Source organism: Miltoncostaea marina (assembly GCF_018141525.1).
GTDB classification, from domain to species: Bacteria; Actinomycetota; Thermoleophilia; order Miltoncostaeales; family Miltoncostaeaceae; genus Miltoncostaea; species Miltoncostaea marina.
In genome coordinates this window covers 96,740-110,269 of the sequence record NZ_CP064655.1, presented here as the reverse complement: position 1 = coordinate 110,269, position 13,530 = coordinate 96,740, and the positions used below count along the sequence as shown (strand labels likewise).

General features: G+C 77.5%; 12 protein-coding genes and 1 pseudogene. 4 read left to right on the top strand and 9 right to left on the bottom strand.

Features of this window, described 5'->3' with window-relative positions; genetic code table 11:
• Positions 1-27: 27 nt before the first annotated feature.
• The 3 genes and pseudogenes from ITJ85_RS00495 to ITJ85_RS00485 form a co-directional block, all read right to left on the bottom strand.
• The gene (locus tag ITJ85_RS00495; RefSeq protein WP_217914399.1) at positions 28-2,922 is read right to left on the bottom strand and encodes a vitamin B12-dependent ribonucleotide reductase; all 2,895 of its coding nucleotides are present in this window, start codon (positions 2,920-2,922) and stop codon (positions 28-30) included.
• Positions 2,923-3,058: 136 nt separating this feature from the next.
• Positions 3,059-3,520, bottom strand: a pseudogene (nrdR, locus tag ITJ85_RS00490) (transcriptional regulator NrdR); the annotation flags it as partial.
• A 182-nt stretch (positions 3,521-3,702) separates the two neighbouring features.
• The gene (locus ITJ85_RS00485; protein WP_217914397.1) at positions 3,703-4,065 is read right to left on the bottom strand and encodes a hypothetical protein; all 363 of its coding nucleotides are present in this window, start codon (positions 4,063-4,065) and stop codon (positions 3,703-3,705) included.
• A 51-nt stretch (positions 4,066-4,116) separates the two neighbouring features.
• Here ITJ85_RS00485 and ITJ85_RS00480 point away from each other — a divergent pair, with 51 nt between their 5' ends.
• The gene (locus tag ITJ85_RS00480) at positions 4,117-6,126 is read left to right on the top strand and encodes an O-antigen ligase family protein (protein ID WP_217914396.1); all 2,010 of its coding nucleotides are present in this window, start codon (positions 4,117-4,119) and stop codon (positions 6,124-6,126) included.
• Here ITJ85_RS00480 and ITJ85_RS00475 read toward each other — a convergent pair.
• Both ITJ85_RS00475 and ITJ85_RS00470 read right to left on the bottom strand, forming a co-directional pair.
• Positions 6,123-6,923, bottom strand: a complete 801-nt coding sequence (locus tag ITJ85_RS00475; protein WP_217914395.1) for a polyprenol monophosphomannose synthase — start codon at positions 6,921-6,923, stop codon at positions 6,123-6,125. The genes ITJ85_RS00480 and ITJ85_RS00475 overlap by 4 nt on opposite strands.
• On the bottom strand, positions 6,920-7,837 hold the full coding sequence (locus ITJ85_RS00470) for a hypothetical protein (protein ID WP_217914394.1): 918 nt from the start codon (positions 7,835-7,837) through the stop codon (positions 6,920-6,922). The genes ITJ85_RS00475 and ITJ85_RS00470 overlap by 4 nt, the downstream gene beginning before the upstream one ends.
• 69 nt (positions 7,838-7,906) lie before the next feature.
• Here ITJ85_RS00470 and ITJ85_RS00465 point away from each other — a divergent pair, with 69 nt between their 5' ends.
• On the top strand, positions 7,907-8,647 hold the full coding sequence (locus tag ITJ85_RS00465) for an alpha/beta fold hydrolase (protein ID WP_217914393.1): 741 nt from the start codon (positions 7,907-7,909) through the stop codon (positions 8,645-8,647).
• Here the strand turns inward: ITJ85_RS00465 and ITJ85_RS00460 are convergent.
• A complete protein-coding gene (locus tag ITJ85_RS00460; RefSeq protein ID WP_217914392.1) occupies positions 8,644-9,210 on the bottom strand; it encodes a CGNR zinc finger domain-containing protein in 567 nt (188 codons plus the stop codon). The genes ITJ85_RS00465 and ITJ85_RS00460 overlap by 4 nt on opposite strands.
• Positions 9,211-9,285: 75 nt before the next feature.
• Between ITJ85_RS00460 and ITJ85_RS00455 the strand changes: the two genes are divergently transcribed.
• Positions 9,286-9,987, top strand: coding sequence for an alpha/beta fold hydrolase (locus ITJ85_RS00455; RefSeq protein WP_217914391.1), 702 nt, complete (start codon positions 9,286-9,288; stop codon positions 9,985-9,987).
• Positions 9,988-10,034: 47 nt separating this feature from the next.
• Here the strand turns inward: ITJ85_RS00455 and ITJ85_RS00450 are convergent, their stop codons facing one another.
• Complete coding sequence (locus ITJ85_RS00450; protein ID WP_217914390.1) at positions 10,035-10,514, bottom strand: hypothetical protein; 480 nt, start codon at positions 10,512-10,514, stop codon at positions 10,035-10,037.
• Here ITJ85_RS00450 and ITJ85_RS00445 point away from each other — a divergent pair.
• On the top strand, positions 10,513-11,349 hold the full coding sequence (locus ITJ85_RS00445; RefSeq protein WP_217914389.1) for an aminotransferase class IV: 837 nt from the start codon (positions 10,513-10,515) through the stop codon (positions 11,347-11,349). The genes ITJ85_RS00450 and ITJ85_RS00445 overlap by 2 nt on opposite strands.
• On the opposite strand, the gene ITJ85_RS00440 is transcribed toward ITJ85_RS00445, so the two are convergent.
• Positions 11,346-11,696 (bottom strand): TFIIB-type zinc ribbon-containing protein, encoded by a 351-nt coding sequence (locus ITJ85_RS00440; protein WP_217914388.1) that lies wholly within the window; start codon positions 11,694-11,696, stop codon positions 11,346-11,348. The two genes, ITJ85_RS00445 and ITJ85_RS00440, sit on opposite strands and share 4 nt — an antisense overlap.
• A 26-nt stretch (positions 11,697-11,722) precedes the next feature.
• The gene (locus tag ITJ85_RS00435) at positions 11,723-13,360 is read right to left on the bottom strand and encodes a PucR family transcriptional regulator (protein WP_217914387.1); all 1,638 of its coding nucleotides are present in this window, start codon (positions 13,358-13,360) and stop codon (positions 11,723-11,725) included.
• Between the last annotated feature and the right edge of the window lie 170 nt (positions 13,361-13,530).

Sequence of the window (13,530 nt, the reverse complement as noted above, 5' to 3'; positions counted from 1 at the left end):
GGGGGACGGGGGGCGGGCCCGCTCAGGTCATCCGCAGCCGCTCGTGGCGCCGCACGTGCGGCACGTGAGGCAGGTGCCCGAGCGGACCATGTCGGAGCTGCCGCACGAGGTGCAGACCTGCCCCGTCGTGTCGAGCACCAGCCGGGCCCGGCCGCCCGCGGGCGGGTCGGCCGCGTGGGCGTGCCCGTTGCCGTTGCCGTTGACCGGCGGGTCGGCCACGGCGCCGAAGGCGAGCTGGCCCTCCGGGGCTTCCTCGGCGACCGGGTCGTCGGCGGGCGCCTCGACGCTCGGCAGCACGCCCGCCGTGCGCTGGTCCTCCTCGGACAGGAACTTCGACGCCATCCAGCGGGCGAGGTAGTCCACCACGGAGCGCGCCATCGGGATGCGCGGGTTGCCCGTGAAGCCCGAGGGCTCGAAGCGGTGGTCGATGTACTTGGCGATCAGGCTCTCGACCGGCACGCCGTGCTGCAGCGCCATCGACCACGCGATCGCGACGGAGTCCATCAGCCCGGAGACGGTGGACCCCTGCTTGCTCATCTTGACGAAGACCTCGCCGGGGGTGCCGTCCTCGTAGAGGCCGACGGTGATGTAGCCCTCCTGGCCGCCCACGCTGAACTTGTGGGTGAGCGCGGCGCGGTCGTCCGGGAGGCGCCGGCGCACCGGCTTGGCCGGCTCGCCCGCGGCCGCGGCGCCGGCCGTGGTCGCCGAGCCGTCCGAGGTGGACAGCGGCTGCGTGCGCTTCGAGCCGTCCCGGTAGATGGCGATCGCCTTCAGGCCGAGGCGCCAGCCGAGCTTGTAGATCTCCGCGACGTCCTCGACGGTGGCCGAGTTCGGCAGGTTGACCGTCTTCGAGATCGCCCCGGAGACGAAGGGCTGCACCGCGGCCATCATGCGCACGTGCCCCTCGGGGGCGATCGTGCGGCTGCCGGGGACGCCGAAGGCGCAGTCGAACACCGGCAGGTGCTCGTCGCGCAGGCCCGGCGCGCCCTCGATGGAGCCGGCCGTGTCGATGTGGGCCATGATCGCCGCGCGCTCGGCCTCGTCGTAGCCCAGCGCGCGCAGCGCCCGCTCGACGTCGGTGTTGACCAGCTTCATGTGGCCGCCGCCGACCAGCGTCTTGTAGCTGATCAGGCCGATGGCCGGCTCGATGCCGGTCGTCTGGGCGTCCATCATGAAGGAGATGGTCCCGGTGGGCGCGATCACGCTCACCTGGGCGTTGCGGTAGCCCGGCGCGCCGATGCGGCCGTCGGACTGGCCCAGCGCCACGGCGTCGTCGAGCGCGGCCGCGGCCGCCGAGCGCACCTCGGCGTAGTTGGCGCGCGAGCCGGCCACGGGCAGGTCGAGGGCGGCGTCGCGGTGCATCCGCACCACCCGGTCCTGGGCCTCCCGGTCGGCCTCGTAGCCGTCGTAGGCCCCCACCCGCGCGGCCAGCCGGGCGGACTGCGCGTAGGCCTCGCCCTGCATGAGCGCGGTGATCGAGCCGGCCCAGGCGCGGCCCTCGTCGGAGTCGTACGCGAGGCCCTGGCACATCAGCAGCGAGCCGAGCGCCGTGAAGCCGAGCCCGAGCTGGCGGTAGGCGCGCGCGTTGTCGCCGATGCGCTTGGTGGGGTAGCTGGCCGGCGTGACGATGATCTCCTGCGCCGTCAGCACCACCCGCACCGTGTGGCGGAGGTCGTCGACCCGGAAGGTGCCGTCCTCGTCGAGGAAGCGCATGAGGTTGATCGACGCCAGGTTGCAGGCCGAGTCGTCGATGTGCATGTACTCCGAGCACGGGTTCGAGCCCGAGATGCGCCCCGCGTTCGGCGAGGTGTGCCAGCGCTGGATCGTGTCCTCGTACTGCACGCCGGGGTCGCCGCACGCCCACGCCGCCTCGGCGATCTCGCGCAGCAGGTCGGCGGCGGGCATCTCGCCCTGCACCTCGCCCGAGGCGACGTAGCGGGTCTGCCACGACCCGCCCGCCTCCGCGCGGCGGAAGAAGTCGTCCGTGAGCCGGACGGAGTTGTTCGCGTTCTGGAACTGGATCGAGCGCCAGGCGTCGCCGTTGAGGCCGAGGTCGTAGCCCATCTCGCCGAGGGCGTAGGCCTTCGCCTCCTCGTGGGCCTTGCAGCGCACGAACTCGAGGATGTCCGGGTGGTCGCCGTCGAGGATCACCATCTTCGCCGCCCGGCGCGTGCCGCCGCCGGACTTGATGGAGCCGGCGCCCGAGTCGGCCCAGCGCATGAAGCTGACCGGCCCGGAGGCCTGCCCGCCGTTGGACAGCGGCTCGCCGTCGCTGCGCAGGCGCGACAGGTTGACGCCGGCGCCCGAGCCGCCGCGGAAGATCTCCGACTCGGAGGCGATCCAGCGCTGGATCGACGGCATGGTGTCGTTGACCGACAGGATGAAGCAGGCGGAGGCCTGGTTGACCTGCGGCTCGTCGCCCTCGACCGGCGGGTCGTCGACGTCGAGGATGCGGTCGGCGTCGTGCTCGCGGGTGGCGGCCGCGACGCCGCAGTTGAACCAGACCGGCGAGTTGAAGGCCGCCTTCTGCGTCACGAGGATGTGCCGCAGCTCCTGGGCGAACGTCTCGGCCTCGGCGTCGTCGGCGAAGTAGCCGCCCTTCGCGCCGTGGTGGCGGATGGTGTCGACCACGCGGTCGATGACCTCGCGCAGACTGCGCTCGCGGCGCGGGTCGTCCATCCCGTAGCGGAAGTACTTCGAGGCGACGATGCGGACCGCCGTGTCCGACCACCCGAGCGGGAACTCGCACCCGAGCTGCTCGAACACCACCCGCTCCGGCCTGCCGTCGCGGGCGGGCTCGACGATGCGGGCGTCGCGCGGGCCCCAGGCGACCTCGTCGTACGGGTGGACCCCCGGACGGGTGAAGCGCCGGGTGATCCCGAGCGCCCGATCGGTCATCGTGGGCGGCGCGTCAGTCGCCATCGTGTGCCTCCTGGGCGGTCGTCGGGGCGGCGGCCGCGGCGCGCCCGCCGGGCAGCGCCCGCAGGCCGGCGCGCGCGGCCGGCGGCCCCGCGTCGAATGTCTGGAACAGCTCGTCGTCGAGCGGGTACTGGCCGCGCGGGAGCGGGGGCTCCCGCTCGAGGCGGGCGAGCTCGTCCTCGAACTCGTCCACGTCGGCGAACTGGCGGTACACGGACGCGAAGCGCACGTACGCGACCGCGTCGATCTCCTTCAGCCGGCGCAGGGCGAGCTCGCCGATCACGGTGCTGCCCACCTCCCGGCGCAGCCGGTTGCGCAGCTCGGCCTCGATGTCGCGCACGGCCAGCTCGAGCGAGGCCGTCGACACCTGCCGCTTGTGGCAGGCCCGCTGAAGCCCCCGCAGGAGCTTGTCGCGGTCGAACGGCTGCCGCTCGCCGGACGCCTTCACGACCATGAGCGGCAGCTCCTCGAAGCGCTCGTACGTGGTGAAGCGCTGCCCGCACGCCTGGCACTCGCGACGACGCCGGATGGCGTCCTTCGTGTCGGCCACGCGCGACTCGACGACGCGGTGCTCCGGGTGTTCGCAGAATGGGCAGATCACGACTTGAGACGCTATCCCTGGTGTAGAACGAGTGCCACGACCCCATATTCAGTGTCGTGGGCGGGCATCCTTCCACACGTGGCGGAGGATGCAAGCCCTCCCGTGAGGGATCTCCCCGCAGCGTCCATCAGTTGTCGCACATCGGCCGGACGTCCCGCCGCCGGCGCCGCCGGCGGGCGCCGTCAGCCGTCGTCGCGGCGGGAGGGCCGGCCGGCGAGCGCGCCCGCGCCGACGGCCACCAGGCCCACGGCCAGCGCCATGCCGGCGAGCAGGCCGCGCGGGCTGCCGGAGGGGTCCTCCACCGCCCGCCGGGGCACGGTCGCGGCCTCCCCGCACGGGCGCCCCGGCCGCGCCACGCGCGACGACTGGGCGAGCTCGATCATCTCGATCGTGTTGCCGTAGAGCACCTCGTCGGCGCCCGCGAGGCGCAGCGCCTCGCGGTACTCCGCGCGCGTATAGCACCCGTCGATGCGGCTATCCTGCGCGTCGGCCAGCACGTCCCGCCCCCCGGCGAGCGCCGAGGCCGTCACGCCGAGGAGCAGCATCGCGACAGAGATGATCACCCATACGGGGCGTCGGAGCAGGGCAGCCACCCGGTGAGGGGGATCGGGGGCGTGCGCCCCCAGGGCGCCGGGCATCCTAGCCGCGCCCCCGAGGGGCGACAAGAACGCCTCACCCGGCCGGAGGCCGTCCCCGCGGCGGCCTGGTGGCTGGGCGCCGGCGCGCTGGCCGGATGGGCGCTCCTCGCGCTCGGCGGCGGCGGGATCGACCTCGCGCCCGCGGAGACCGGCGGCGCCCTCGGCGCCTTCCTCGCCCTGGCGGCCGGGGCGCCCCTCGCCGCGGCGGCCCTGCTCGTGGGGTGGCGGGCGCGGGCGCTCCGCTCGGGGCCGGGCCGCCTGGCGCTGGCCGCGGCGGCGGGGTCGACCGCCTGGGCGGCCCTGTCGATCCTCTGGGCGGCGGCGCCCGACCTGGCGTGGTCCGACGCCAACCGCCAGGCGATCGCGCTCTGCGCCCTCGTGACCGGGACGGCGCTCGGCGCCGTGCTGCCCCGCGCCGGGCGGCTGATCGCCCTGGGGCTGGCCGCGGCCGCCGTCGTGCCGGTGGGCGCGGCGCTCGCCACCAAGATCCTGCCGGGCGTGCTCGGCGAGGACGGTGAGCTGGCGCGGATGTCGGCGCCGCTCGGCTACTGGAACGCGCTCGCGCTGGTCGCGGTGCTCGCCCTGCCCGGGCTGCTCTGGCTGGCCGGCGGCGAGCGGCCGGCGGCCCGCACCGCCCCCGCCGCCGCGGCCGGCGTGGCCGTCGTGGCCACGACGGTGCTGCTGACCTACTCGCGCGGCGGCGTGCTGTCGCTGCTGATGGCCGCGGGCGTGACGGTGGCCGTGCTGCCCCGCCGCGGCCCCGGCGTGGCCGCGCTCCTCGCGGGCGCCGCCGGGGCGGCGCTGCCGGCGGCCCACGCGCTCACGGACCCCGCCCTCTCCACCGACGGCCTGCCCGCCGCGCTGCGCGAGGGCGCCGGGGCGGGGCTGGGCTGGCGCCTCGCGCTGGGGATGGCGGTGGCGGCGCTCATCACCCGGGGCGCGCTCGAGGCCGTGCGACGGCGCCCGCCGGCCGACCCGCGACGGGCGGCCCGCCGTGCGGCCGCGACGGGCGCCGCGCTCGTGCTGATCGGCGCCGTCGCCGTGGCGGCGACGCCCGCGGGCCGGGACTGGGCCGGCGACCGGGTCGCCGAGCTGCGCGGGGAGGGCGGCGACGCGGTCGCCAACGACCCGGCCCGGCTGGTCAGCGCGTCGGGCAACCAGCGGCTCGGCTGGTGGGGCGAGGCGTGGCGCGGCTTCGCGGACGCGCCCCTCACCGGCCAGGGCGCCGGCGGGTTCGCCCTCGTCCACCTGGCCGAGCGCGAGGTGGGCGACGACCTGCTCAACACCCGCGAGCCGCACGGGGTGGTGCTGCGGGTGCTCTCGGGCACCGGCCTCGTGGGCCTGGCCCTGTTCGCCGCGCTCGTGGCGGCGGTGGCGTGGGCCGCGCTGCGCGCCGGCGGCCGCGGCGCGGGACCCGAGACAGGCCTGCCCCTCGCCATGCTGGCGGCCGTGATCCTGCAGGCGGCCGTCGACTGGACCTGGGCCGTCCCCGCGCTCACGGTCCCGGCGTTCGCCGCCGCCGGGGTGGTCCTCGCCGCGGCCGACCCCGGCCTCGCGCCCGGCCGTCGCCGGCCCGGCCGGGCCGCGGCGGCCGCCGTCGCAGCGGTCACGCTCGCGGCCGTCTTCAGCGCGGCCCTGCCCTGGTGGTCGGCGCGCCTGACCGCCTCGGGCGAGGACGCCCTGGCCGCCGGGCGGGAGCGCGCCGCCCTGCGCCAGGCGAGCGACGCCCACGCCGCCAACCCGCTCTCGGTGGCGCCCCTGCTCCTGCGGGCCCGCGCCTACGACGCGCTGGGGCAGCCCGCCCGCGCGCTCGGCGCGCTGCACGAGGCGACCCGGCTCCAGCCGGACAACCCCATGCCGTGGCGGGCGCTCGCGGTGTTCCTGGGGCCCGACCGGCGGGCGGTGGCGGCCTGGCGCGAGGTGCGCCGGCTCGACCCGCAGGACCCCGAGGCGGCCCTGCGGGGCTAGGGCGCGGGCGCGGCCGGGTCCGGCTCCGGCGTCGGCGTCGGCGTCGCCGCCGCGGCGGCCGCCCGTGCCCCGCCGAGGCGGCGGCGCAGGCGCGGCACGAGCGCGGCGGCCTCCCACACGATGCGCCGGCTCATCTTCGAGGTGCCGCGCTCGCGCTCCGTGAAGACGATCGGCACCTCGGCCACCCGGAAGCCGAGCACGAGCGCGCGGTAGGTCATCTCGATCTGGAAGCCGTAGCCCGCCGCCGTCACCTCGTCGAGCGGGATGGCCTCGAGCACCTCGCGCCGGAAGCACTTGAAGCCGCCGGTCAGGTCGCGCACGGGCACCCGCAGCACGGCCTGCGCGTACAGGCAGCCGCCGCGGCTGATCGCGCGGCGCAGCGGCCCCCAGCGGGCGACGCCGCCGCCGCGCACGTAGCGCGAGCCGAGCACGAGGTCGGCGTCGGCGGCCGCCGCCACGAGCGCCGGCAGGCGGGCCGGGTCGTGGGAGAAGTCGCAGTCCATCTCGACCACGAGCCGCGCGCCCTCGTCGAGCGCCCGGCGGAAGCCGGCCCGGTAGGCCGGCCCGATCCCCTCCTTCGCCGCCCGCCGCAGCACCGCCACCCGGCCGTCGGCGGCGGCGACCGCCGCGGCGAGGTCCGCCGTGCCGTCCGGCGAGCCGTCGTCGACCACCAGCACGCGCAGGTCGAGGCCGGCGCGGTCCGCCGTGGCCAGCACGGCCCGCAGCATCAACTGGACGTTCTCCGCCTCCTCGTAGGTCGGCAGGACGACCCAGACGGGCCCCCGCGGGCCGGTCACCGCGCGGCGGGGCCGGCGACGCCGAACTCGAAGGGTCCCGCCAGCCCGCCGGCCGCGTCGTCCGGGCCCTGGCCCGGCAGGTCGCGCAGCCGCACCCCCAGCACCGCGGCGTCCGGGGCGACGCCCGGCGTCACCTCGAGGCTCGTCTCGCTCCAGCCCGGGCGGGCGGCGCCGTGGATCGGCGTGACCTCGTACCGGGTGCCGCGGTCGTCCCACACCTCGACCTCGCCCGCCCCCGGCGTGAGCGGCGCGACCCGCAGCGGCTCGTCGGCGAGCGTGCCGACGCTCAGCACCGCCCGGTCGTCGTAGCGCTCGAGCGCCCAGAGGCAGACGGTCGCGTTGCGCGCGACCCGCGCCTGGCCGATGGGCAGCAGCCCCCGGAAGCCGGCGAACCGGCGGGCCGGGACCCGGGCCGGGCGGGGCGCGGGGGCGCCGCCGGCCGGCTCCTCCGGCAGGGGGGCCGCGGTGCGCGGCGGCACCAGGTCGATCTCGAGCGACCAGGTCGCGCCCGCCAGCGGCCGCTCCACCCCGCCGCCGCGCGAGACGGCCGTGCGCACGAGCCCGCTCACCTCGAGCACGAGCCGGCGGGCCTCGGGGGGCGGTGAAGGGGCGATCCAGACGGCCGTCTGGAGGGCGCCCAGGCCGGCCTGCTGGGCGAGGTTGGCGACCTCGTACTCGCGGCCGCCGTCGTCGCGCACGCGCAGCCCCGTGACGGGGTCCCAGCCCAGCAGGCCGGGGGCGTCGGAGAGCACCAGCAGGGGCAGCACGGCGCCCTCGGCGTGCAGCTCGACGCAGAGCGCGACGACCAGCGTGTCGCCGTCGCGGGCGACGGCGGAGCTCGGGACCAGGCCGCCGAGGCTGCCCTGGCGCCGACGCTCCGGCCCGACGGTCGCGACGGGTGTCCGGGTGCTCACGCGGACAACCGTAGCGCCCCGGCCCGCCCCGCGTCGCGCCGGGCGGGCGCGCCGGGTACGGTGTCGCGGATGCCCCCGCGCGAGCCCATCGTGCTGCTCCACCCGTTCCCGCTCGACGCGGGCTTCTGGGAACCCGCGCGGCGGGCACTGGGGGACGCCCGGCCGGCCCTCGTCCCCGAGTTCCCGGGCTTCGGCGCGGCGCCACCGCAGCGGGGGGCGGGCGTCGACGGCTTCGCCGACGCCGTCGCCGCCCGCATCTCGGACGCCTCCCCGACGGGGCGCGCCGTCGTGGCCGGGTGCTCGTTGGGCGGCTACGTCGCCCTGTCGCTGGCCGCGCGGCACCCCGAGCGCGTCGCCGCCCTCGTGCTCGCCGACACCCGGGCGGAGCCCGACACGGCCGAGGCCGCCGCGGGGCGTGCGCGGACCGCCGAGCGCGTGCTCGCCGAGGGCACGGCCGCCTGGCTCGACGAGTTCGTGCCCGGCGCGGTGGCCCCGGACGCCGACGACGCCGCGCGGGCCGTCCGCGCGATCGCCGGCCGGCAGTCGCCCGAGGCCGTGGCCGGAGCGCTCGCCGCGCTCGCGGGGCGCGCCGACCGGCGGCCCGACCTGCCCCGCATCGCCGCGCCGGCGCTGGTGCTGGTGGGCGCCCAGGACGCGCTCACCCCGCCGGCGATGGCCGAGGCGCTGGCGGCCGGCCTGCCCGACGCCGAGCTCGTGGTGCTGCCGGGGGCCGGCCACCTGGCCCCGCTGGAGCGCCCGGAGGAGTTCGCGGCCGCCGTGCGCGGCTTCCTGGTGCGGCGGCTGCCCTAGCCGGCGGCGTCGGCGCCCCGTCCGCCGGCCTCGCCGCGGTGGCGCTGGTAGTAGGCCGAGGCCTTCGCCCGCGCCCCGCAGCGCTCCATCGAGCACCAGCGCCGGCTGCGGTTGCGGCTGGTGTCGAGGTAGACCACGCCGCACCCGGGCGCGGCGCACTCGCGCACCCGGCCGGGCAGGTCGCGCACCAGCTCGAGCGCGTCGAGGACCGCCGCCACCAGCAGGCAGGCGCAGGTCTGGTCCTGCGGCGTGAAGCGCGGCTCGAGCGTGCCGGGCTCCACGGCGAGGCGCCCGGGCGCCCGGAGCAGCCAGCCCTGCGCCAGCGTCGCGACCGCGGGCCCGTCGGAGGCGAGCAGCGCGGTCCGCAGGCCGTCGCGCAGCCCCCGCGCGGCGCCCAGGTCGCGCCGCGACACGCCCGGCGGCACGTCGGCAAGCCCGGCGGCCACGAACCAGCGCGCGAGGTCGTCGGCACATCCGAGGAGATCCCGGCCCCCGTACTGGGTATTGCAGAGGTCGAGCGCAGGGCGCCCGGCGAGGAGGACGAACTCGCTGCCGGTCGTCAACGTTTGACCGGTCCAGCAATTGGGGCTACTCTCACCAGCAAACGTGTATCACAGTGGTTTACAGGAGCGCCGCTGATGCCTTCACTGCCGCCCGCCATCGAGCTCGCCGTCCACCGTCGTGGGGAGGGGCCCCTGCTCGTGGCCCTGCACGACCTGGGACAGACGGGCAGCAGCATGATCGACGCGCTCGCCGCCGTCAGCGGCGAGTTCGAGATCGTGGCGCCGGACCTGCGGGGCCACGGCGCCTCGCCCACCCCGCACGGCCCCTGGAGCGTCGACGACTTCGCGTCGGACGTGGCCCGGCTGGTCGCCGCCGAGGGCGGCGACGCGCTGCTGGTGGGCGTCGGCCTGGGCGCGGCGACCGGCCTGGCGCTGGCCCTGGGCCACCCGGGGCTGATCTCCGGCCTGGTGGTGTCGGGCGTCGGCCCGCGCGGCGAGGACCCCGAGGGCCAGGACCGCTGGGCGCGGGCCGCGCGGGCGCTGCGCGAGCGTGCCGGCGCCGAGGGCGCCGCGCTCGCCGCCGAGGCCATGGGCACGCGCCCGGACTGGCGCGGCGCGCTGGCCCAGGTCGACGCGCCGGTGATCGTCGTCGCCGGCGCCGCCGACCGGGCGGTCCCGGCCGAGGTGCAGCGCGAGCTGTCGGCGTGGATGCAGAACGCGCGCTTCCACGTGGTGCGCGAGGCCGGCCACAACGTGGCCGTCGAGCGGCCCAACGAGCTCGTCCAGGCCATCCGCCGGCTGTCGCGCTCCCTCGACCGGGAGCCGGTCGCGGCGTAGCCCCGCGGGACCGGGCGGCGGGGCGGGCGCCCCGCCCCGCCGCCCCCTCAGTCCTCCTGCGCCCCCAGCTCGCCGTTCGCCACGTCGGCGAGCGCGCGCACGATCTGGACGCACATGGGGTCGCTGACCGCGACCTGCACCTGGCTGCCGTCCTCGTCGTCGAACGCGAGCGTCCAGTGCGGCACCAGGCCGTCCGGCGTGTCCTGCGGCGGCGTGACCGAGACGCCGACCACGTTGGGCTGCAGGGCCCAGAACAGGCCCTCCGGCAGGCCCGACGGCTGCGGCTGCCAGCCGCCCGCGTCGGCGGTCTCCTGGCGGTACGGCTCGGCCTGGGTGAACGCGTTCATCATGTTCTCGGCGTCGGCCGTGGCGAGCGGCAGCGTGAGCACGACGTTCGGGCCGCTCTCGAAGGCGAGCAGCGCCACCGGCAGGCTCTCGGGGTCGGGGACCTCGCCGTCGTCCTCGATCTCCACCTGCACCGGCGAGCAGTCGAAGTTGGTCGCCTGGAAGGCGATAGTCTGCCGCATGCTGCGCTCCTCGAGCCGGGGACCGGGATCTCTGGCGGGGCATTCTCACACACCGGTCGTCTGGCTCGACGGCGCGCTGGTCGACCCGGCCGCGGCGGCGCTGCCGATCGCCGACCCGGGCGTCCGCTGGGGCGAGGGGCTGTTCGAGACGATGCGCGGCGCGGGCGGTCGCGTGCCGCTGCTGGAGCGCCACCTGCGGCGCATGGAGGGCTCCGCGCGCGCGCTCGGCATCGGGCCGCTGCCCGGCCGCGGGACGCTGGAGCGGGCCGTCGCGGAGGCGGTCGCGGCGGCCGGGGGGGGCGACCTGCGGGTGCGGCTGCGGGTGACGGCGCTGCCCTCCGTGCTGGTGGAGGCCGCGCCCGAGGCGCCGCTGCCGGAGGCCCCCGGGACGGCGCGCGCGGCGGCCGTGCGCGGCGCCTGGCTGCCCGGCAACCGGATCGCCGAGCACAAGACGCTCTCCTACGCGGGCCACCGCTGGAGCCAGCGCCGCGCGGAGGCCGCCGGCGCCGACCACGCGCTGCTGCTCGACGACCGCGGCCGGCTGGGCGAGGCCGCGGTCGCCAACGTGGTCTGCGCGGTCGGCGGCGCGCTCGTGACCGCGCCGGCCGACGGGCTGTTGCCGGGCGTCGCGCGCGAGCTGGTGATGGAGTCGCTGCCGGTGCGCGAGGCCGCGCTCGACGAGGCGGGCTGGCGCGGGGCCGACGAGATCGTGCTCGTCAGCGCGCTGCGCGGGGCGACCGCCGTCGTGGCGGTCGACGGCGCGCCGGTCGGCGACGGCCGCCCGGGCCCCTGGGCGGCGCGCCTGGCGGCGCTGCTGCGCGCCGCGACGGCCTAGAAGTCGAGGTCGAAGAGGTCCTCGAGCAGGCCCTTGCGGCGGCGCCTGGGCCGATCGCGGTCCCGGTCGCGGTCGCGGTCGTCGTCGCGCGGCGCCTCGCGGCGCCCACCGCCGCGCCGGCCCTCCATCTCGACGAAGAAGTCCTCGTCGTCGTCGCGCACGCCGGCGGCGGCGCGCCGCTCGCGGTCGAGGATGCGGTCGAGCTCGCCGCGGTCGAGCCAGACGCCGCGGCACTCCGGGCAGGCGTCGATGAGCACGTCGCTGCGCTCGAGCTCGACCAGGCGGGTGCCGCACGACGGGCAGCGCATCGGCTCGCCGCGGTGGGGACGGGTGGAGGGATCGCGCATGGCCACAGGGTAGCGGCCCGCCCGGGTCAACTCGCCTTGCGCCTGGCGGCCTTCCCGGCGGGGACCGCGACGCGCCGGCCGAGCAACCGCATGGCCTTCAGGCCCAGCGAGAGCTTCTCGCGGTCGTCGGTCCTGCCGATGTCGAGCCCGGACAGCTCCGCGATGCGGTCGAGCCGGTACCGCACCGTGTGGCGGTGCGTGTAGAGGGTGCTCGCCGTGGCGGCCAGGTTGCAGTCGTTGCCCAGGTAGGTGGAGAGCGTGCCGACGAGCTCCGTCTGGTACTGCTCGTCGTAGCGGACGAGCGGCGCGATGGTCTGGTCGTAGAAGGCGATCAGCTCCTCCGGGCGGTCCGCGAAGATCTGGAAGAGCAGCTTGTAGGTGCCGGTCTCCTCGAAGGTCACGACCTCGCCGATGCGCCCCAGCCGCTCGCCGATCGACAGCGCGAGGCGCGACTCGTCGAGCGCCACGCCGAGGCGCTCGGGCTCGGGCGTGTAGCGCGAGAGCGCGAGGGTGAGCGCCAGCCCGGGGACGGTGGCGCGCGTGGCGCCGAGCAGGCGCTTGCCGAGCGTGAACGCCTGGGCCTCGATCTCCTCGCGGGTGGGGTCGCCCCCCGCGCCCCGGCCCGCGGGCGGCAGCAGGGCGAGCAGCCGGCCTTCGTTCCAGTCGACCAGCGAGCGCGGCCAGTGCAGGTCGATCGCCGCGCGCGCCTGCTGCAGGAAGCGCCGCACGAGGCGCGGGTCGGTGATCAGGCGCCCCTCCGTGTGGGGGTCCTGCAGCGTCCCGATGAGCGCGACGGCGCCGTCCGACAGGTCGGCGCCCAGGTGGCGGGCCCGGCGCACGATCGACTCGCGGCTGACCGCCTCGCCGGCCATCAGCTCCTCGATGAGGTCGCCCCGCAGCCGCGACTCGGTCGCGGTGACGACCTCCTCGCGCGCCCGCTCCATCACGGCGGCCTCGCAGACCTCGGTGACGATGCCCCGCTCCACCGGCGAGAGCGGGTCGCCCAGCCAGGCGACGAGCACGCCCACCGGGCCCGCGGGCCCGGTGATGGCATCGCGGCGGACGCCCGGCATGCGCTCCTCGACGAACGGGCCCATCACCGAGGCCGGCCCGTGGCCGCGGGCGCGCACGATGGCCTCGGCGAGGAAGGCCTCCTGCTCCGCGTCGAGCCCGTGCGCGCCGCGCACGTCGAGGTACTCGTCGAGGATCGCCACCGGGGTGCCGAGCATCGTCGCGGCCGCCTCGGCGATGCCCGCGTGGCCGCGCCCCTCCACGAGCGGGGCGCGCAGGCCGGCCCGGGCCCGGGCCGCCGCCGCCTGGGCGCCGCCGCCGGTCACCGCGCTCGCCAGCGCGGCGATCACCTCGCCCCAGGCGGCCCCCGGCGGCAGCACGAGCGCCGGCACGCCGACCCCGCGGGGCGGCGCGGCGCGGCAGAGCACGGCCACGCACCCGGCGGGCACCTCGGCCGGCGGCTCGGGCGCGACGAGCAGCGCGCCCGCCTCGGCCGGGGCGTCGGCGTCGGCCAGCACGATGGAGGTGACCGCGGCGTCGAGCGGGGCCCTGGGCGGCACCAGGCGGGTCCCCGCGAGGGCCGCCAGGCGCATCAGGTCGGCCAGGGTGGCGGCCTCGCCGGCGGGCGCTGCGATCGGTGCGTGGGCGGTCACGGCCACCACAATGGGCGGCGGGGAACCGGGTTTCAAGCAGGCCCCGGCCCGGTCGGCGACGTTTGTCCACGCGGCGAAAGATCCGCCGCCGCGTTTGGCCCATGGTCACAAGACGTCCGATGGGTACCCGGTCGTACCATCCGGTGCCGCCCGAGCACACACAAGGAGGG

Excerpts from the sequence above, each read along its gene's own strand:
- ITJ85_RS00440 (WP_217914388.1), bottom strand. The coding sequence starts at position 11,696 with ATGCGCGATCCCTCCACCCGTCCCCACCGCGGCGAGCCGATGCGCTGC.
- ITJ85_RS00455 (WP_217914391.1), top strand. The coding sequence starts at position 9,286 with ATGCCTTCACTGCCGCCCGCCATCGAGCTCGCCGTCCACCGTCGTGGG.
- ITJ85_RS00445 (WP_217914389.1), top strand. The coding sequence starts at position 10,513 with ATGCTGCGCTCCTCGAGCCGGGGACCGGGATCTCTGGCGGGGCATTCT.
- ITJ85_RS00465 (WP_217914393.1), top strand. The coding sequence starts at position 7,907 with ATGCCCCCGCGCGAGCCCATCGTGCTGCTCCACCCGTTCCCGCTCGAC.
- ITJ85_RS00495 (WP_217914399.1), bottom strand. The coding sequence starts at position 2,922 with ATGGCGACTGACGCGCCGCCCACGATGACCGATCGGGCGCTCGGGATC.
- ITJ85_RS00485 (WP_217914397.1), bottom strand. The coding sequence starts at position 4,065 with ATGCTGCTCCTCGGCGTGACGGCCTCGGCGCTCGCCGGGGGGCGGGAC.
- ITJ85_RS00450 (WP_217914390.1), bottom strand. The coding sequence starts at position 10,514 with ATGCGGCAGACTATCGCCTTCCAGGCGACCAACTTCGACTGCTCGCCG.